This is a genomic window from Streptomyces sp. NBC_00019 (genome assembly GCF_045041015.1).
Lineage (GTDB): Bacteria > Actinomycetota > Actinomycetes > Streptomycetales > Streptomycetaceae > Streptomyces.
The window spans coordinates 3,702,525-3,719,190 of the sequence record NZ_CP108302.1 but is presented as its reverse complement, the minus strand read 5'-3'; the positions used below and the strand labels follow the sequence as shown (position 1 = coordinate 3,719,190).

The following is a 16,666-nucleotide window of genomic DNA, read 5'->3' as shown; positions in this document are numbered from 1 at the left end:
AATTCACTCGAATGAAGTCGAACCAATCCGCATGGCGTAGGGAAGCGATATCCGCCGCACAATTCCCCGACCGCTTTCCCGCCACGGCTTTCCGGTCATGGCTTTCCGTCGTGCCTTCGCAGCGCCTGCTCGAACTGCCCCATATAAAGGCCGTATACGAAAGCCCGGGAGTCATGTGAACCCTTGGCCACGGTTCAACGCCCCTGCGCCACCCCACCCTTGGCGTGCACAGACTCCTGCCGAGTGTAGGAGCACAGCGGGCCGCCGCAGGTGAAAAGCGTGAAACTCAAAAAGGCGGGGGATCCACGTGACGGTGAAGAAAGAGGAGCGGAAATGAAACCCCCCGTCGGAAGCCACGTCGTGGACACCCGGAGCGGAAAGGTCGGCATCGTCATGGGGCACGAAGGGCCGTACGTACAACTCAGACCGTACGGCGGCGGAAAGGAGTGGGACGCGGCCCCGGACACCGTCCGCCGGGCCACCCCCGCCGAGCGGCTCAGCGCGGCGACCGCGTACGCCAACGCCCGCAGCCGGGGTGAGGTGCCTTGACGCCGGTGTCGTAGGGTGCGGGCGCATGGGCCTGTGGAGCATACGCAGATGGACGAGAGCGAGGCGGAAGGCCACCGACCGTCCTCCCGTGCCGCCGCTCACCACGCACCAACTCTGGATGGTGTCGCTGAGCGCGCCCGTGAGCCGGGACCGGGGCGCCTCGCGGACCACCCTGTACCCGTTCACGCGGACCGACGACGACGGTGCCCGGCGCTGGCTGGCCGAGCAGTGGGAGATCACCTCGCGGGACGAGCTGGCCGACCGGCTCGACGAGCTGGCCCGCTCCGGATACCGGGCCCGGGCCCAGCGCGTCCTCGGTGTCTCACCGCTCGCCTGGGACGCCGCCCTGTACGTCGACATCTCCCGGCGCGGGTTCGCCGGCGGGATGATCACCGAGGGCGAGGCCTGGACCGCCCTGAAGAACATCGTGCCGGCGGTGGTGTCGGCGTACGCCTCCTGGCAGGAGTACGCCGACGACTATCTGCTGGGCCGGAAGGTGTGGAAGGACGGGCTGGACGGCACCCCCGACGCCCCCGCCCCGCAGACGACCGCCGACGCCCACCTCCGCTCCCTCCTCGACCCCGCCAACAGGGACAGCCCCTGGAACCTGGCCCCCTGGGACACCATCAGCCACCCCGACCGTGCCCCCTGACCCCCGCGCGTACGGGAGAATGGACCCATGAGCCTGTTCCGCGACGACGGCATCGTGCTGCGCACCCAGAGGCTGGGTGAGGCGGACCGGATCATGCTGCGCGCACCCAGGGAGCACACCACCCCGGGAGCCGCCCGATGAGCCTCTTCCGTGACGACGGCGTCGTGCTGCGCACCCAGAAACTCGGCGAAGCCGACCGCATCATCACCCTGCTCACCCGTGGTCACGGACGGGTGCGGGCCGTGGCCCGCGGTGTCCGGCGCACCAAGTCCAAGTTCGGGGCGCGGCTCGAACCCTTCTCCCACGTCGACGTGCAGTTCTTCGCGCGCGGCAGCGAGCTCGTCGGGCGCGGGCTGCCGCTGTGCACCCAGAGCGAGACCATCGCGCCGTACGGCGGCGGCATCGTCACCGACTACGCGCGGTACACCGCCGGGACGGCCATGCTGGAGACGGCCGAGCGGTTCACCGACCACGAGGGCGAGCCGGCCGTCCAGCAGTACCTGCTGCTCGTCGGCGCCCTGCGGACGCTCTCCCGGGGCGAGCACGCCCCGAACCTGGTGCTCGACGCCTTCCTGCTGCGTTCCCTCGCCGTCAACGGATACGCCCCGAGCTTCAGCGGCTGCGCCAAGTGCGGTCTGCCGGGTCCGAACCGGTTCTTCTCGGTCGGTTCGGGCGGTTCCGTCTGCGTGGACTGCCGGGTGGCGGGGAGCGTCGTACCCTCGCCGCAGACCCTGGAACTCCTCGGCGCGCTGCTTACGGGAGACTGGGAGACCGCGGACGCGAGCGAGCCGCGGCACGTCCGGGAGGGCAGCGGGCTGGTCTCCGCCTACCTGCACTGGCATCTGGAACGCGGGCTCCGCTCGCTGCGTTACGTAGAGAAGTAAGCCGAAGAGGAATCGAGAAGCACATGGTGGTAGGCCGGCTGTTGGGGCGCCAGCGCCGCGAGTACAAGTCGCCGGAGCCGCACCCGTCCGGCGCCCGTGCGCCGAAGCTGCCCGGCGAGCTCGTCCCCAAGCATGTGGCGATCGTCATGGACGGGAACGGCCGATGGGCCAAGGAGCGCGGGCTGCCGCGCACCGAGGGTCACAAGGTCGGTGCCGAGCGCGTTCTCGACGTGCTTCAGGGCGGGGTCGAGATCGGCGTCGGCGCCATCTCGCTGTACGCCTTCTCCACCGAGAACTGGAAGCGCTCGCCCGACGAGGTGCGCTTCCTGATGAACTTCAACCGTGACTTCATCCGCAAGACCCGTGACACCCTCGACGAGCTCGGTATCCGGGTGCGCTGGGTGGGCCGGATGCCCAAGCTGTGGAAGTCGGTCGCCAAGGAGCTCCAGATCGCCCAGGAGCAGACCAAGGACAACGACAAGCTCACCCTGTACTTCTGCATGAACTACGGCGGCCGTGCCGAGATCGCCGACGCGGCGCAGGCCCTCGCCGAGGACATCCGCGCCGGGCGGCTCGACCCGTCGAAGGTCAACGAGAAGACCTTCGCGAAGTACCTCTACTACCCGGACATGCCGGACGTGGACCTGTTCCTGCGCCCCAGCGGCGAGCAGCGCACCTCCAACTACCTGCTGTGGCAGAGCGCGTACGCCGAGATGGTCTTCCAGGACGTCCTGTGGCCGGACTTCGACCGCCGCGACCTGTGGCGGGCGTGTGTGGAGTTCGCCTCCCGGGACCGCCGCTTCGGTGGCGCGATCCCGAATGAGGAACTCTTGGCCATGCGGGGAAGGACTCCTGACCAGCAGGCCACCTCGTAGCCGCCGCGCGTTCACCCGGGCCGTCGACGCTGCGGGAGATCACCCACGGTCTCCCGCTCGTTGAAACGGCCCGCACATGAACCGCCTCGGACTCACCCCCGCCCTCGCCCTCGGCGCCCTGGTCCTCACCGCGCTGCCCGCCCACGCGGACGCAGCCGCCCCCGGGGCACACCTGGCGCACCGGGACAGCTACGGCACGAAGGCCACCTACGCGCCCGGGCAGAGCGCGCACTCCTACGGGCGGCCGCCCGCCGGCTTCACCCCCGTCTTCACGGAGAACGTCTCCCGGCACGGCTCCCGCTCCGCCACCGACAGCGAGGACGGCGATCTGATCCTCGCGCTGTGGGACAAGGCGCAGACGGCGGGCGAACTCACCGGAAAGGGCGAGGAGTTCGGCCCGAAGGTGCGGGCCCTGCAGGCTGCCATGGCGAAGGTCGGCTACGGCGATCTGAGCGGGCGCGGCAAGGAGGAGATCCACGACACGGCCGTCCGCATGGCCGAGCGTCTCCCGTCCCTGTTCTCGAAGATCGCCGCCGGCGGGGAGAAGATCGACGTCGTCAGCTCCGGACAGGGCCGGGCCGTCGACAGCGCGAACATCTACGCGTGCGCCCTGGCCGACACCGACCCGTCGCTCACGTCCCTCATCGGCGCGACCCGCACCGACAAGGACCTGCTCTACTTCCACAAGGCGGACGGCGGCGCCGCGTACCGCGACTACATCGCGAACGACCAGCGGCTGGCGAGCACCCTCGAGTCGATCACCGACCAGCCGAAGACCCACAAGGCCGCCCGCAGCGTGCTGCGCCGGCTCTTCAAGGCCGACTTCGTGGCCGGGCTCGGCGACAGCGACCAGGTGGCCGCCGCGACCGCCGTCCACAACCTGTACGCCATCGCCCCCGCGATGAGCCAGGAGAGCCCGGACGGCAGGGGCTGGGGCATGGAGCGGTACATCTCGCGCTCCGACGCCGACTGGTTCGGATACCTCAGCGACGCCGAGGACTTCTACGAGAAGGGGCCCGGCTTCGCGGACAGCGACATCACGTACAAGATGGCCGACGTCCTGCTCGACGACTTCTTCCGGCAGGTCGAGGCCAAGAAGGCCGGCACCGGCACCCTCGGTGCCGAACTCCGCTTCACCCACGCCGAGGAGATCATCCCGCTGGCCGCGCTGATGGGCCTGCCGGGCAGCACCCAGGGCGTGACCGAGGCCAAGCCGTACACCTACGCCGACAACCCCTGGCGCGGCGCGTCCGTCGCCCCGCTCGGCTCGAACATCCAGTGGGACGTCTACGAGAAGAACGGCCGCTACCTGGTCCGCATGCTCTACAACGAGAAGGAGACCGCCTTCAAGGCGAACTGCGAGCCGATCGCCAAGGGCAGCAAGTTCTACGACCTGGACGAACTGGAGCGCTGCTTCGGGCGGGCGTAGCTACTTCGTCGCCGCGCAGTCTGCGCATGTGCCGAAGATCTCCACGGTGTGCGCCACATTGACGTAGCCGTGCTCCGCCGCGATCGCCTCGGCCCACTTCTCCACCGCCGGGCCCTCGACCTCGACGGCCTTGCCGCACACCCGGCACACCAGGTGGTGATGGTGGTCGCCGGTGGAGCAGCGGCGGTAGACGGACTCGCCGTCGGAGGTGCGCAGGACGTCGACCTCGCCCGCGTCGGCGAGGTTCTGGAGCGTGCGGTAGACCGTGGTCAGGCCGACCGAGTCGCCCTTGTGCTTGAGCATGTCGTGGAGTTCCTGCGCACTGCGGAACTCGTCGACCTCGTCGAGCGCCGCCGCCACGGCGGCCCGCTGTCGGGTCGCGCGGCCCTTTACGGGCGGTCCAGCGGTCGTCACCGGTTGCCTCCTCACGTCTGCACTTGCCGGGCCATTGTGCCAGCCCGGTCTGTGCGGAGTCAGACGCCGACCTTCCCGGTCGCCTCCCGGCTGGCCGGAATCGTGCACTCCGCCGGGTCGCCGCCGGGCTGCGCCGCGGCCGCCTGACGGGCTCGGCGCCGGGCCAGCGGGGTCGCAAGCACGGTCAGCACGATGAACGCGCCGATGGTCAGCAGCACGATCGTCGCTCCGGGCGGGACGTCCTGGTAGTACGACGTCACCGTGCCGCCGATGGTCACGCTGACGCCGATGGCCACGGCGATGGCGAAGGTCGCCGCGAAGCTACGGGTGAGCTGCTGCGCCGCCGCCACGGGCACCACCATCAGGGCCGACACCAGGAGCAGGCCGACCACGCGCATGGCGACCGTGACCGTCACGGCCGCCGTGATCGCGGTCAGCAGGTTCAGGGCGCGCACCGGCAGACCCGTGACGCGCGCGAACTCCTCGTCCTGGCTGACCGCGAAGAGCTGCCGGCGCAGGCCCAGGGTGACCAACACCACGAAGGCGGCGAGCACACAGATCGCGGTCACGTCGTCCTGCGAGACCGTCGAGAGCGACCCGAACAGATAGGAAGTCAGGTTCGCGTTGGAGCCCGTCGGCGCGAGGTTGATGAACATCACGCCGCCGGCCATGCCGCCGTAGAAGAGCATCGCGAGGGCGATGTCGCCGCGGGTGCGGCCGAACCAGCGGATCAGCTCCATGAGGACCGCGCCGAGGACCGACACGACGGTCGCCGTCCACACCGGCGACCAGGAGAGCAGGAAGCCGAGGCCGACGCCGGTCATCGCGACGTGGCCGATGCCGTCGCCCATGAGGGCCTGGCGGCGCTGGACCAGGTAGATGCCGATCGCGGGGGCCGTGATGCCGACGAGGACGGCGGCGAGCAGGGCCCGTTGCATGAAGGCGTAGTTCAGGAATTCCATCAGCTCAGCAGCCCCGTCCGGATCGGTTCGGCGTCGTGGGCCGCGTGCGGGTGTACGTGGTCGTGGCCGGGCAGCGCGTGCTGGCCGAGGGCCTTCGGGGGCGGGCCGTCGTGCATCACGCAGCCGTCGCGCAGGACGACCGCGCGGTCGATCAGCGGTTCCAGGGGGCCCAGTTCATGGAGGACGAGGAGGACGGTCGCGCCCTGCGCCACCTGCTCGCGCAGGGTCCGCGCCAGCACCTCCTGGCTGGCCAGGTCGACGCCCGCCATCGGCTCGTCCATGATCAGCAGTTCGGGGTCGGAGGCCAGCGCGCGGGCGATGAGTACGCGCTGGTGCTGGCCGCCGGAGAGGGCGTTCACGGAGTCCTTGGCGCGGTCCGCCATGCCGACCAGCTCCAGGGCATGGCGTACGGCCGCGTGGTCGGCCTTGCGCAGCATGCCGAAGCGGGCCCGGGACAGGCGGCCGGAGGCGACGATCTCGGTCACCGTGGCGGGCACGCCGCCCGCGGCCGTGGTGCGCTGCGGGACGTAGCCCACGCGCGCCCAGTCACGGAACCGGCGGCGCGGGGTGCCGAACAGCTCGATCTCGCCGGCCGCGACCGGCACCTGGCCGATGACGCTGCGCACGGCCGTGGACTTGCCCGAGCCGTTGGCGCCGAGCAGCGCGACGACCTCACCGCGGTGCACGGTGAGGTCGATGCCGCGGAGGACGGGGCGTGAGCCCAGGTCGGCGCGGACACCACGCATCGATATGACGGGCTCGATGACAGGCTCGCTCACGAGGGCCTCCGTAACGATCACTTGGCGCCTAGTGCTGTCTTGAGCGCCGAGAGGTTGGACTCCATGACCTGGAAGTAGTCGTCGCCCTTGGACTTGTCGGTGATCCCCTCGAGCGGGTCGAGGACGTCCGTCTTCAGTCCCGCGTCCGAGGCGAGGGTCTTCGCGGTCTTGTCGGACACCAGTGTCTCGTAGAACACAGTGGTCACACCGTCGGCCTTGGCCTCGGTCTGGAGCTCCTTGATCCGGGCCGGGCTGGGCTCGCTCTCCGGGTCCAGGCCGGAGATGGCCTCCTGGGTGAGGCCGTAGCGCTCGGCGAGGTAGCCGAAGGCGGCGTGGTTGGTGAAGAAGACCTTGGTCGCGCTGTTCTTCAGCCCGTCCTCGTACGCGGTGTCGAGGGTGTCGAGCTTCTTCGTCAGCGCGGAGGCGTTCTTCTTGTAGTCGGCCGCGTGGTCGGGGTCGGCCTTCTCGAAGGCCTTGGCGACGCCCTCGGCGACCTCGCGGTACTTCACCGGGTCGAGCCAGATGTGCGGGTCGAGGGCGTGCTCCTCCTCTTCCTCGGCGTGCTCTTCCTCGGCTCCGTGCTCGTGCTCGACGTCGCCGTGGTCCTCGAGCTTCGTCAGCGAGGCCGCGTCGATCTTGGTCTTGACCTCGGACTGGGAGACGGCCTCGTCGACGGCCGGCTGGAGGGTCTTGAGATAGAGCACCGCGTCCGCCTCGCCCAGCTCGGCGGTCTGCTTGGTGCTGAGCTCGAGGTCGTGCGGCTCCTGGCCGGGCTCGGTGAGCGTGGTGACGTTCACATGGTCCCCGCCGATCTGCTCGGCGAGGTACTGCATCGGGTAGAACGACGCGACGACGTCGAACTTGTCCGTGTTTCCGGCCGCGGCGCTGTCGGTCGAGCAGGCGGACAGGGTTCCGAGGCCGAGGGCAGTGGCCGCCGCGAGCGCGATCCCGGATATGTGGTGTCGTCGTACGTTCATGACAGTCATTTTCAACAAATATGGAAACGGTTGTCAACAAAGCGTGGTAGGAGGCCCGCGGAGGCCCGTAGACCGAACCGATTTGATTGAGGGGCAGGCACCGCCGGTAACCTGAAGCATTCGCTCTGAAGCACTGCTCCATCGCAGAGATGCTTCGTCGCCCGTCGTCGTAATGAAGAGAGCACCGTGGCCGCCGACAAGATCGACACCATCGTCAGCCTGAGCAAGCGCCGTGGCTTCGTATTCCCCTGCAGTGAGATCTACGGCGGCCAGAAGGCCGCCTGGGACTACGGACCGCTGGGTGTCGAGCTCAAGGAGAACCTGAAGCGCCAGTGGTGGCGCTACATGGTGACCTCGCGCGAGGACGTCGTCGGTATCGACTCGTCCGTGATCCTGGCCCCCGAGGTCTGGGTGGCCTCCGGCCACGTCGCCACGTTCTCCGACCCGCTGACCGAGTGCACCTCCTGCCACAAGCGGTTCCGCGCGGACCACCTGGAGGAGGAGTACGAGGCCAAGAAGGGCCGCCTCCCGGAGAACGGCCTCGCGGACATCAACTGCCCGCACTGCGGCAACAAGGGCCAGTTCACCGAGCCCAAGCAGTTCTCGGGTCTGCTCTCCACGCACCTCGGCCCGACGCAGGACACGGGCTCGATCGCGTACCTGCGCCCCGAGACCGCGCAGGGCATCTTCACCAACTTCTCCCAGGTGCAGACCACTTCGCGCAAGAAGCCCCCGTTCGGCATCGCGCAGATGGGCAAGTCCTTCCGCAACGAGATCACGCCCGGCAACTTCATCTTCCGCACCCGCGAGTTCGAGCAGATGGAGATGGAGTTCTTCGTCAAGCCGGGCGAGGACGAGAAGTGGCAGGAGTACTGGATGGAGCAGCGCTGGAACTGGTACACCGGTCTCGGCATGCGCGAGGAGAACATGCGGTGGTACGACCACCCGCAGGAGAAGCTCTCCCACTACTCCAAGCGCACCGCTGACATCGAGTACCGCTTCCAGTTCGGCGGCAACGAGTGGGGCGAGCTCGAGGGTGTGGCCAACCGCACCGACTACGACCTCAACGCCCATTCCAAGGCCTCCGGCCAGGACCTCTTCTACTACGACCAGGAGGCCCAGGAGCGCTGGACGCCGTACGTCATCGAGCCCGCGGCCGGTGTCGGCCGCGCGATGCTGGCGTTCCTCCTCGACGCCTACGTCGAGGACGAGGCCCCCAACGCCAAGGGCAAGCTGGAGAAGCGCACCGTGCTGCGACTGGACCACCGGCTGGCCCCGGTGAAGGTCGCGGTGCTGCCGCTGTCCCGCAACCCGGAGCTGTCCCCGAAGGCCAAGGGCCTGGCCCAGGCGCTGCGGCAGAACTGGAACATCGAGTTCGACGACGCCGGCGCCATCGGCCGCCGCTACCGTCGCCAGGACGAGATCGGTACGCCGTTCTGCGTCACGGTCGACTTCGACACGCTCGAGGACAACGCGGTCACCGTCCGCGAGCGTGACTCGATGAAGCAGGAGCGCGTGTCGCTGGACCAGATCGAGGGCTACCTGGCGAGCCGACTGATCGGCTGCTGACGCCGTTCGCGGTCTCGCTCGACCGCGCTCGGCAGCGGGCATCCGAAGCCCCCGCGTCCTCGACGGATGCGGGGGCTTCGGCGTATCCGGGCCAGGGCCCAGGTCAGTTGGCGGTGTGGCCGCCGTCCACCGCGAGGGCGGCGCCCGTGGCGAAGGAGGCGCGGTCGCTGAGCAGCCACAGCGCCGCCTCGGCGATCTCGGCGGGTTCGGCCATCCGCTTCTGCATCTGCCGGGCGACGAAGTGCTCCGCGAGCTCCGGACGGCCCTCGGCGGCCTGGGCGATCATCTCGGTACGGGTCGTGCCCACCAGGAGGGTGTCGATCCGGATACCGCGCTCGGCGTACTCCGCCGCTGCCGCCCGGGTCAGACCGAGCACCGCGTGCTTGGCGGCGACATAGGGCACCGGGGCGCCGGTCGCACCCATCGCGGCCGTGCTGGCGGTGTTGACGACGGCACCCCCGCCGGCCGCCAGCATCACCGGGATCTGGGCGCGCAGACAGTTCCAGGTGCCGCGCACGTTGACGTCCATGACACGGTCGAAGTGGGCCTCGTCGAGTTCATGCAGGGGAGCGATCTTATCGCCGGCGTATCCGGCGTTGTTGAACGCCCCGTCCAGCGCCCCGAACCGCTCCGTCGCGGTGGCCACCGCGCGCCGGACGTCCCCGGCGTCCGCGACGTCGCCCGCGCTGACCGCCGCCCGGCCGCCCGCCGCGGCGATCTCCTCGGCGAGTTGGTCCAGGGTCTTCTCGCGCCGGGCCATGAGGACCACGGCCGCCCCCTCCGCCGCGAACAGCCGGGCGGCGGCCTCGCCGATCCCGCTGGACGCGCCGGTGATCATCACGACTTTGCCGGCGAGTACTCCGTTCCTGTCAGTCATCCGATCAGTAAATCCCGGAGTGCCAGGTTCCGGGTAAGTCCCTTTGCTCCCAATTCGGTTGGCGCCTGCGATTGGTCCGCCATGGAGCCGCGCGATTGGCCCTGTGGGGCGATCACCGGCCGCGGCAGGGTGGTCCGCATGAGTCTCGCGTTCCTGCTGACCACCCTCGTCGTGGTCGCCACTCCTGGTACCGGTGTCGTCTACACGCTCGCGGCGGGGCTGTCGCGGGGGCGGCGCGCGAGCGTCGTCGCGGCGTTCGGCTGCACCCTGGGGATCGTGCCGCACATGGTGGCGGCGATCACCGGGGTGGCGGCGCTGCTGCACGCCAGCGCGACGGCGTTCCAGGTCCTGAAGTACGCCGGTGTCGCGTATCTGCTGTGGATGGCGTGGGCGACGCTGCGGGACCGGGAGGCGATCGCCGTGGAGCGGGACGCCGCTCCCGTCTCCGCGGGGCGGGTCGTCGTCCGGGCCGTGCTGATCAACGTCCTCAATCCGAAGCTGACGATCTTCTTCTTCGCGTTCCTGCCGCAGTTCGTGCCGTCGGGGGAGTCGGGCGCGTTGCTGCGGATGCTGGTGCTGAGCGGGGTGTTCATGCTGGCCACCTTTGTGGTGTTCGCCGCGTACGGGGTGCTGGCGGCGTCGGTCCGCCGTCATGTGATCGGGCGGCCGAGGGTGATGGCGTGGCTGCGACGGAGTTTCGCGGGGTCGTTCGTACTGCTCGGGGCCAAGCTGGCCACGACGGACGGGTGACAGACAGCAGCTGACGGATAGCAGATGACACATGACAGCTGACAGATATTGAAATCTGTCAGCTGTCATGTCAGGGTGAGGGCATGACGACACAGACCCCCCGCACCCTCGGAACCACCGGCCCTCAGGTCTCCGCCCTCGGCCTCGGCTGCATGGGCATGTCCGGCGCGTACGGCGAGTCGGACCGCGCCGAGTCCATCGCCACCGTCCACGCCGCCCTGGAAGCCGGCGTGACCCTGCTCGACACCGGCGACTTCTACGGCATGGGCCACAACGAACTGCTGATCGCCGAGGCCCTGCGCACCGCCCCGGCCGCCCTTCGGGAGAACGCGCTGACCAGCGTGAAGTTCGGCGCCCTGCGCGGCCCGGACGACGGCTGGTACGGCTTCGACGGCCGCCCGGCCGCCGTCAAGAACTTCGCCGCGTACTCCCTCCAGCGCCTCGGCGTCGACCACATCGACGTCTACCGCCCCGCCCGGCTCGACCCGGACGTGCCGATCGAGGAGACCGTCGGCGCGATAGCGGAACTGGTCGAGAAGGGATACGTCCGCCACATCGGGCTCAGCGAGGTCGGCGCCGACACCATCCGCCGGGCCGCCGCCACCGCCCCGATCGTCGACCTCCAGATCGAGTACGCACTCATCTCCCGCGGCCCCGAGCGGGAGATCCTGCCCACCCTGCGCGAGCTGGGCATCGCCGTCACCGCGTACGGCGTGCTCTCGCGCGGCCTGATCTCCGGCCATGTCACGCCCGGCCAGGGCTTCGCCGCGAACGACTTCCGCGCCCACTCGCCCCGCTTCCAGGGCGACAACCTCCAGCACAACCTCACGCTCGTCGAGTCCCTGCGCAAGATCGCCGAGCAGAAGGACGTCTCCGTCGCGCAGATCGCCATCGCCTGGGTGGTCTCCCGCGGCGAGGACATCGTGCCGCTGATCGGCGCCCGCACCCGCGAGCGGCTCGGCGAGGCCCTCGGCGCCCTGGACGTGACCCTGGACGCCGCCGACCTCGCCGCCATCGAGGCCGCCGTACCGGCGGACGCGGCGGCCGGTGAGCGGTACGCCCCCGCACAGATGGCCATGCTTGACAGCGAGCGCTGATCGCGGTGCCGGGTACCGTCTACGCATGCCTCCGACCAGCGAGACCCTGACCGCCGAGCGCATCCTCGAGGCCACCGAGGAAGTGCTGCGCCGCCACGGCCCGGCGAAGGCGACCGTGGTCGACGTGGCCCGCGCGCTCGGTGTCAGCCACGGCAGTGTCTACCGGCACTTCCGTACGAAGGCGGCGCTGCGGGAGGCCGTGACGAAGCGGTGGCTGGACCGGACGACGGAGGAACTGGCCGGCATCGTCGCGGCCACCGACCGTGACCCGCAGACCCGGCTCCGCGACTGGCTCGCGGCGCTCCTGGAGGCGAAGCGCCGCAAGGCGGGCGACGACCCCGAACTCTTCGCCACGTACTCGGTGCTGGCCGCGGACGCCGGTGAGGTGGTCGGCGCCCACCTCACCGAGCTGACCGACCAGCTGACCGAGATCGTGCGGGCCGGCGTCGCGGCGGGCACCTTCACCACCCCCGACCCGGCCACCACGGCCCGCGCCCTCTTCCACGCCACCGGCCGCTTCCACGACCCCGGTTACGCCCGGGAGTGGGAGCGGCCGGAGGTGTGGGACGACTTCGCGGCGGTGGTGGATGTGCTCGTGCGGGGGCTGCGGGCCTAGAGGTCCGAGATGTCGAGCTTGGCCACCTTGATGCGCGAGGTGTCGTACTCCCAGACGACATAGAACTTGCCCGGCGCGTACTCGTCGGCCATGGGGTAGGCGTCCCAGCCGGAGCCGTCGCTCGTGGTGTCCGCGGGGCCGTCGGCGAACGGCTTGGCGGTCAGCCAGGACTTACCGACGGGCTTGACCTTGTAGTTCAGGGCGAGCCGGTTCTTGGCGCTGTTGTAGATGGTCAGATACCGGCCGGCGCTGTCCTTGGTGAAGTACCCCTTGGAGTCGTTGCTGGGCACGGTGGTGCTCAGCTGGAAGTCGGTCCAGTTGTTGCCTTCGCCTTCGTCGGTGGTGGTGGCCGTCATCGCGAACGATGTCGTTCCGGTCGCCGGGGTGTTGCGGGCGACCAGGAGCAGTTCGTCCGGGTCGTCCTGCGAGACGACGAGCTGCGGTTCGCCGGGCTGGTCGGCGAGCGGGTTGTTCACGGGGGCGCGCCGTTCCCAGTTGACGAGGTCCGTGGAGTACAGCAGGCCGTTCCTCCGCTTCGTCTCCCAGTACGGCATGACGTAGCGGTTGACGCCCAGTTGGAGCGGGCGTCCGGCCAGGGCCAGGTTGTAGCCGGGCGCGTCCTGGACGAGGGAGAGCGGCATGTTGAGGGCGACGTCCTGCCAGGTGTGCCCCTCGTCGGTGCTCTTCTTGGCGACGATGGCGTTGATCGGCAGACCCGTGCGGTTCGCGGGCGACGTCCGCCCGAGGTACGCGTAGATCGCGCCGCCCGTCTCGAAGAGGGTGACGTAGTGCCAGGAGTACTCGCTGGTCTCCTGCGCCAAGGTCTGCGGGCGGCTCCAGCTCGTGCCGCCGTTGGTGGTGTACGAGTACCGGATGTACCCGTGGTCGAACACCTTTGCGCCTACGTCGGGGAGCACGTTGGCGGTGGTGCCCTCCCGCCAGACCACGACCGCGTTGGTCTCGCTGGTGCTGATGATGTCGGGCACCCGGGTGCCGTCGCCCTCGGTCACCCTGTTGGTGTGCACGACCGACTCGCCGGAGATGCCGGCGGCCGACGCCCGGTCAGGTGCGACGAGCAGGGTCACGAGCAGCACGGCGACGAGGCCGAGGAGTGCCGCGAGGTGGGCCGGGCGGGGCCGGCGCGAGGAGCGCTGTTCCGTTACCAGAGCCATTGCTGATCCTCACTCCCGCCGCAGGTCCACTGGGCGGCGTTGGCTCCGTTGACCGTCGAGGTGTCGAGGATGGCCAGGCAGAACTTGCTGTTGAAGTTCATCAGCCGGTCGTTGGCGTCCTGCGCCCAGACCTGCTCACCGCCGTCGCCGCCGTCGCACGGCCACTGGATGGGGTTGGCGCCGTGCACCTTGGTGCTGCTTGCCATGGCGAGGCACATGCCGCTTGCCAGGTTCTTCACCTGGTAGCCGCCGGTCACCGATTCAAGCGTCCAGTACTGGCTCTCGCTGGTGCTGCACGGCCACTGGATCATCTTGGTGTTTTTGACATCTATGAACTCGCCCGGCACGGCAAGGCACTTCCCCGTGCCCTGGTTGTACAGCCGGCCGTAGACCGGGTCCCCGGCGGCCTCGGCGCCGGCCGCCGCGGTCGTGCCGGTCTCCGCCGCGGTCGCCGTGCCGGTGAGGGCGGAACCGGTCAAAAAGGGCGCGGTCAGGAGGGCGGCGGCCGCCAGGGCGAAGGGGAGACGGAAGGTTCTACCCATGAAGGAGTCCCTCCGATTCGGGTGAAACGTATGTGCTCATCACGTGACCAGAATGCGGAGCGGTTCCTGGGGCTGTCGTTAACAACGGGTCCACAGGGCTTTGACAGAGCGTCTACTCGTCTTCGCACAGGAGGGCCTGGAACCGGTACTCCGTCGGCGAGATCCCGTACGCGGCGCGGAAGGCGCGGGTGAAGTCGGAGGCGCGGGGGATGCCCCAGCGGGCGGCGATGGTGTGGACCGGCGTGGTGTGCAGCGCGGGGTCGGCCAGATCGCGGCGGGCGCCCGCCAGCCGCTGGGCGCGGATCCAGGCGGCCACCGTCTCGCCGGACCCCTCCTCCTGGAAGAGCCGGTGCAGATAGCTGAGGGAGATGTGGTGCGCGGCGGCGATCACGGGCGGCCGCAGCTCGGGGTCGTGCAGGTGCTGCCGGATGAAGGCCCGTATGCGGGTGACGGTGACCCGGCGGTGGCTCTCCGGCGGCAGCGCGCTCTCCACCTCCAGTTCCTGGGCGAGCCAGGCCGCCAGCAGGTCGATCAGGACCGTGCCCAGGCGGGGCGCGTCGGACGGCTGGAGGTGATCGGACTGCCGGTCCAGGCCGGTGAGGAAATCCGTCAGCAAGGCGCCCGTTCCCTGCCGTCCGGACAGCCGTCTGCCCAGCAGTTCCCGGACCCGGGCCGGTGGCAGGGGCAACAAGGCCTTGGGGAACTCCACACCCACCCCGGTGATGAAGGGGAGCTCCAGGCCGGCGGTCGGCCGCATGCCGTAGGGCTGTACGTCGTACGGGTGTGAGGTGTCCGACAGCCACAGGTCGTGCGGGCCGTAGGTGTCGACCCGGCCCACATGGTCGAGGCCCAGCCCGCCGCCGAGCACCAGCGACAGGTGGTACTCCTCGGGGTCGGACCGCCGCACCATCCGCGCGTTCCGCAGGTACCGCGTCGGCAGCACCCGGACCGGCCACACCCGCACCGGCCCCAGTTCGAGCAACCGCTGTTCCGCCCAGAAGTCCGCGGCGTGCTCGCTGCTCATGTCGCTGGGCGCGATCGTCCGCTCCATCAACTGCCGCCAGTACTCGAACCGGTCCGCCACGGGCACGTCCTCGGTCCGGAACGTGGTCCCGATCATTCCGCCCTGTGCACGATCAGCTGGGACTGTCTGCCAGCGAACGCCGCACGGAACGCCCTCGTTCCGACATTGCTCCGGGCGAAGACACCGCGCCTGTCGATGTGGAGGACGATGCGGTCGTAGGAGTCGTCGAAGGTGTCGATCGGGCGGCCCCGCAGGTCGACGACCAGTTCCTTGGGCTCCTTCTTCGGCATGGGCGCAGGTTAGCCCGCGCTCGGGTCCACCGTCGCCTGGTGTTCCTCCGCGAGGTGTTCCTCCGCCTTCAGCCACGGCAGGAACTGCGCGTTCTTGCGCCAGCCGCAGGTGTCGCATCTGATCGTGCGTTGCGCGCCTTTGCGCTGTACCTGGACGACGTGCTCGCGTCCGTGTTGGTCCCAGCGGCTCACTTTGCTCGTGTTGATCTGCAACATGGCCTCGCCTCCGGCTAGGAGTGTGCAGCAAGACCAACATCAACAGGAGCATCTTCACGGCAAGTTCGTCGATCCTTGAACCGCCTCACCCGACCGTCCGCGGCAGCCGCAGGCTCAGCAGCCCGGTCAGGGCCACGCCCACCAGCTGCACCAGGAGTGTCGTCACCAGCGCGTCCCGCATGCCCAACGCCGGTATCAGGAACAGAAATGCAGGGGTAGGCGATCTCTCGGGGGCAAAGCCAGAAGGTGAACGCGCGTTCTTGACCGCCACCACCACCTCCGACGCCCACGACCTCCCCCACGCCCAGCATGGGAAGAAGTCGCAGGCCGAACTATGCCGGTACGACAGGATGACGGCTCGTCGCAAACCGATGAAGGGCCATGCCGCCTCGAAGGGTTACCGGGAGGCGAAGAAGTGGCGGGCGAAGACCTACGCGAAGATCGCCCGACAGCGGCAGGATACCGGTCGCAAGTGGGCCAAGAAGGTTGTGGTCGACCATGACGCCATAGCAGTGGAGGATTTCCGTCCGAAGTTCCTCGCCAAGTCCTCGATGGCGCGTAAGGCGGCGGACGCCGCTATCGGTGCCACAAAGAAGGCCCTGACCGAGATGGGTCGCAAGCATGCGCGGGACGTACGCCTCGTACATCCTGCCCACACCACGATGGACTGCGCAGTCTGCGGAGCGAGAGCCAAGCACGCCCTGCCGCTGTCCGAACGCACCTACACCTGTACTGAGTGCGGAGCTGTCTCCCCCAGAGACAAGAACTCCGCCCGCGTGATGCTTATCCGGGCGGGTCTCAACCCGACTGGCGTCGAGGGTGTAAGACCTCCGGGAGCGCCGCTCCCGCAGGCCGCCTGAGTCAGGAATCCCCCTGCTGCCAGCCGGGGGAGGATTCAAGAACATGAAGCCGTTGAGCAAGCGTGTGCTGGTTGCGACCAGTGGGATCAGCACTCACTCGCTGCGCAGTGATGCCGCCGCGAACTGAGTCGA

The 16,666-nt window shown here is 69.2% G+C and carries 19 protein-coding genes and 1 pseudogene; 10 read left to right on the top strand and 10 right to left on the bottom strand.

Translation table 11 applies throughout. The features are described 5' to 3' along the window. Nucleotides 1-333 precede the first annotated feature (333 nt). From OHU89_RS17690 to OHU89_RS17670, 5 genes are all read left to right on the top strand, one after another. Nucleotides 334-549 carry a hypothetical protein gene (locus tag OHU89_RS17690; RefSeq protein ID WP_266892625.1) on the top strand — a complete coding sequence of 72 codons (216 nt, stop codon included), beginning with the start codon at nt 334-336 and terminating at the stop codon, nt 547-549. A 25-nt stretch (nt 550-574) separates the two neighbouring features. Then, a complete protein-coding gene (locus OHU89_RS17685) occupies nt 575-1,201 on the top strand; it encodes a DUF1266 domain-containing protein (protein WP_405644056.1) in 627 nt (208 codons plus the stop codon). 137 nt (nt 1,202-1,338) lie between these two features. Further along, the gene (recO, locus tag OHU89_RS17680) at nt 1,339-2,085 is read left to right on the top strand and encodes a DNA repair protein RecO (protein WP_266892629.1); all 747 of its coding nucleotides are present in this window, start codon (nt 1,339-1,341) and stop codon (nt 2,083-2,085) included. A 23-nt stretch (nt 2,086-2,108) separates the two neighbouring features. Next, on the top strand, nt 2,109-2,960 hold the full coding sequence (locus OHU89_RS17675) for an isoprenyl transferase (protein WP_405644054.1): 852 nt from the start codon (nt 2,109-2,111) through the stop codon (nt 2,958-2,960). 76 nt (nt 2,961-3,036) lie between these two features. Beyond that, nucleotides 3,037-4,389 carry a histidine-type phosphatase gene (locus tag OHU89_RS17670; RefSeq protein ID WP_405644052.1) on the top strand — a complete coding sequence of 451 codons (1,353 nt, stop codon included), beginning with the start codon at nt 3,037-3,039 and terminating at the stop codon, nt 4,387-4,389. On the opposite strand, the gene OHU89_RS17665 is transcribed toward OHU89_RS17670, so the two are convergent. Genes OHU89_RS17665 through OHU89_RS17650 form a run of 4 tightly spaced genes read right to left on the bottom strand, consistent with a single transcriptional unit; the run spans nt 4,390 to nt 7,521 of the window. After that, a complete protein-coding gene (locus tag OHU89_RS17665; RefSeq protein ID WP_405644050.1) occupies nt 4,390-4,803 on the bottom strand; it encodes a Fur family transcriptional regulator in 414 nt (137 codons plus the stop codon). 59 nt (nt 4,804-4,862) lie between these two features. After that, the gene (locus tag OHU89_RS17660) at nt 4,863-5,765 is read right to left on the bottom strand and encodes a metal ABC transporter permease (protein WP_266892637.1); all 903 of its coding nucleotides are present in this window, start codon (nt 5,763-5,765) and stop codon (nt 4,863-4,865) included. Then, nucleotides 5,765-6,511, bottom strand: coding sequence for a metal ABC transporter ATP-binding protein (locus OHU89_RS17655; RefSeq protein WP_266899629.1), 747 nt, complete (start codon nt 6,509-6,511; stop codon nt 5,765-5,767). The genes OHU89_RS17660 and OHU89_RS17655 overlap by 1 nt, the downstream gene beginning before the upstream one ends. 50 nt (nt 6,512-6,561) lie before the next feature. Next, nucleotides 6,562-7,521: a zinc ABC transporter substrate-binding protein gene (locus tag OHU89_RS17650; RefSeq protein ID WP_405644048.1), complete on the bottom strand. Its 960-nt coding sequence runs from the start codon at nt 7,519-7,521 to the stop codon at nt 6,562-6,564. 186 nt (nt 7,522-7,707) lie between these two features. Between OHU89_RS17650 and OHU89_RS17645 the strand changes: the two genes are divergently transcribed. Further along, nucleotides 7,708-9,090, top strand: coding sequence for a glycine--tRNA ligase (locus OHU89_RS17645; RefSeq protein WP_266892641.1), 1,383 nt, complete (start codon nt 7,708-7,710; stop codon nt 9,088-9,090). A gap of 103 nt (nt 9,091-9,193) precedes the next feature. Here the strand turns inward: OHU89_RS17645 and OHU89_RS17640 are convergent, their stop codons facing one another. After that, entirely contained in the window at nt 9,194-9,967 is a 774-nt protein-coding gene (locus tag OHU89_RS17640) for an SDR family NAD(P)-dependent oxidoreductase (protein WP_405644046.1), read from the bottom strand. A 138-nt stretch (nt 9,968-10,105) separates the two neighbouring features. Here OHU89_RS17640 and OHU89_RS17635 point away from each other — a divergent pair, with 138 nt between their 5' ends. From OHU89_RS17635 to OHU89_RS17625, 3 genes are all read left to right on the top strand, one after another. Further along, nucleotides 10,106-10,717: a LysE family translocator gene (locus OHU89_RS17635; protein WP_266892644.1), complete on the top strand. Its 612-nt coding sequence runs from the start codon at nt 10,106-10,108 to the stop codon at nt 10,715-10,717. Nucleotides 10,718-10,800: 83 nt separating this feature from the next. Then, nucleotides 10,801-11,814, top strand: a complete 1,014-nt coding sequence (locus OHU89_RS17630; RefSeq protein ID WP_405644044.1) for an aldo/keto reductase — start codon at nt 10,801-10,803, stop codon at nt 11,812-11,814. Between the two features lie 25 nt (nt 11,815-11,839). Beyond that, nucleotides 11,840-12,430 (top strand): TetR family transcriptional regulator, encoded by a 591-nt coding sequence (locus tag OHU89_RS17625; RefSeq protein ID WP_267015936.1) that lies wholly within the window; start codon nt 11,840-11,842, stop codon nt 12,428-12,430. On the opposite strand, the gene OHU89_RS17620 is transcribed toward OHU89_RS17625, so the two are convergent. The 5 genes from OHU89_RS17620 to OHU89_RS17600 all read right to left on the bottom strand — a co-directional run bounded on the left by OHU89_RS17620 (nt 12,427) and on the right by OHU89_RS17600 (nt 15,674). Then, complete coding sequence (locus OHU89_RS17620) at nt 12,427-13,602, bottom strand: sialidase family protein (RefSeq protein ID WP_405644042.1); 1,176 nt, start codon at nt 13,600-13,602, stop codon at nt 12,427-12,429. The two genes, OHU89_RS17625 and OHU89_RS17620, sit on opposite strands and share 4 nt — an antisense overlap. Beyond that, complete coding sequence (locus OHU89_RS17615) at nt 13,590-14,144, bottom strand: RICIN domain-containing protein (protein WP_405644040.1); 555 nt, start codon at nt 14,142-14,144, stop codon at nt 13,590-13,592. Before OHU89_RS17615 ends, OHU89_RS17620 begins: the two co-directional genes overlap by 13 nt. A 112-nt stretch (nt 14,145-14,256) precedes the next feature. Then, nucleotides 14,257-15,264 carry an AraC family transcriptional regulator gene (locus OHU89_RS17610; protein WP_405644038.1) on the bottom strand — a complete coding sequence of 336 codons (1,008 nt, stop codon included), beginning with the start codon at nt 15,262-15,264 and terminating at the stop codon, nt 14,257-14,259. Further along, complete coding sequence (locus tag OHU89_RS17605) at nt 15,261-15,458, bottom strand: hypothetical protein (protein ID WP_405644036.1); 198 nt, start codon at nt 15,456-15,458, stop codon at nt 15,261-15,263. Before OHU89_RS17605 ends, OHU89_RS17610 begins: the two co-directional genes overlap by 4 nt. 9 nt (nt 15,459-15,467) lie before the next feature. Beyond that, entirely contained in the window at nt 15,468-15,674 is a 207-nt protein-coding gene (locus OHU89_RS17600; RefSeq protein WP_046262677.1) for a hypothetical protein, read from the bottom strand. Nucleotides 15,675-15,937: 263 nt separating this feature from the next. On the opposite strand from OHU89_RS17600, the pseudogene OHU89_RS17595 reads away from it, so the two are divergent. Then, nucleotides 15,938-16,534 (top strand): annotated as a pseudogene (locus OHU89_RS17595) (RNA-guided endonuclease InsQ/TnpB family protein); the annotation flags it as partial. Between the last annotated feature and the right edge of the window lie 132 nt (nt 16,535-16,666).

Bases quoted from the DNA above. Each gene is read 5' to 3' on its own strand.
- OHU89_RS17690 (WP_266892625.1), top strand. From the start codon at position 334: ATGAAACCCCCCGTCGGAAGCCACGTCGTGGACACCCGGAGCGGAAAG.
- OHU89_RS17685 (WP_405644056.1), top strand. From the start codon at position 575: ATGGGCCTGTGGAGCATACGCAGATGGACGAGAGCGAGGCGGAAGGCC.
- recO (WP_266892629.1), top strand. From the start codon at position 1,339: ATGAGCCTCTTCCGTGACGACGGCGTCGTGCTGCGCACCCAGAAACTC.
- OHU89_RS17675 (WP_405644054.1), top strand. From the start codon at position 2,109: ATGGTGGTAGGCCGGCTGTTGGGGCGCCAGCGCCGCGAGTACAAGTCG.
- OHU89_RS17670 (WP_405644052.1), top strand. From the start codon at position 3,037: ATGAACCGCCTCGGACTCACCCCCGCCCTCGCCCTCGGCGCCCTGGTC.
- OHU89_RS17660 (WP_266892637.1), bottom strand. From the start codon at position 5,765: ATGGAATTCCTGAACTACGCCTTCATGCAACGGGCCCTGCTCGCCGCC.
- OHU89_RS17655 (WP_266899629.1), bottom strand. From the start codon at position 6,511: ATGCGTGGTGTCCGCGCCGACCTGGGCTCACGCCCCGTCCTCCGCGGC.
- OHU89_RS17650 (WP_405644048.1), bottom strand. From the start codon at position 7,521: ATGAACGTACGACGACACCACATATCCGGGATCGCGCTCGCGGCGGCC.
- OHU89_RS17640 (WP_405644046.1), bottom strand. From the start codon at position 9,967: ATGACTGACAGGAACGGAGTACTCGCCGGCAAAGTCGTGATGATCACC.
- OHU89_RS17635 (WP_266892644.1), top strand. From the start codon at position 10,106: ATGAGTCTCGCGTTCCTGCTGACCACCCTCGTCGTGGTCGCCACTCCT.
- OHU89_RS17630 (WP_405644044.1), top strand. From the start codon at position 10,801: ATGACGACACAGACCCCCCGCACCCTCGGAACCACCGGCCCTCAGGTC.
- OHU89_RS17625 (WP_267015936.1), top strand. From the start codon at position 11,840: ATGCCTCCGACCAGCGAGACCCTGACCGCCGAGCGCATCCTCGAGGCC.
- OHU89_RS17620 (WP_405644042.1), bottom strand. From the start codon at position 13,602: ATGGCTCTGGTAACGGAACAGCGCTCCTCGCGCCGGCCCCGCCCGGCC.
- OHU89_RS17615 (WP_405644040.1), bottom strand. From the start codon at position 14,144: ATGGGTAGAACCTTCCGTCTCCCCTTCGCCCTGGCGGCCGCCGCCCTC.
- OHU89_RS17610 (WP_405644038.1), bottom strand. From the start codon at position 15,264: ATGATCGGGACCACGTTCCGGACCGAGGACGTGCCCGTGGCGGACCGG.
- OHU89_RS17605 (WP_405644036.1), bottom strand. From the start codon at position 15,458: ATGCCGAAGAAGGAGCCCAAGGAACTGGTCGTCGACCTGCGGGGCCGC.
- OHU89_RS17600 (WP_046262677.1), bottom strand. From the start codon at position 15,674: ATGTTGCAGATCAACACGAGCAAAGTGAGCCGCTGGGACCAACACGGA.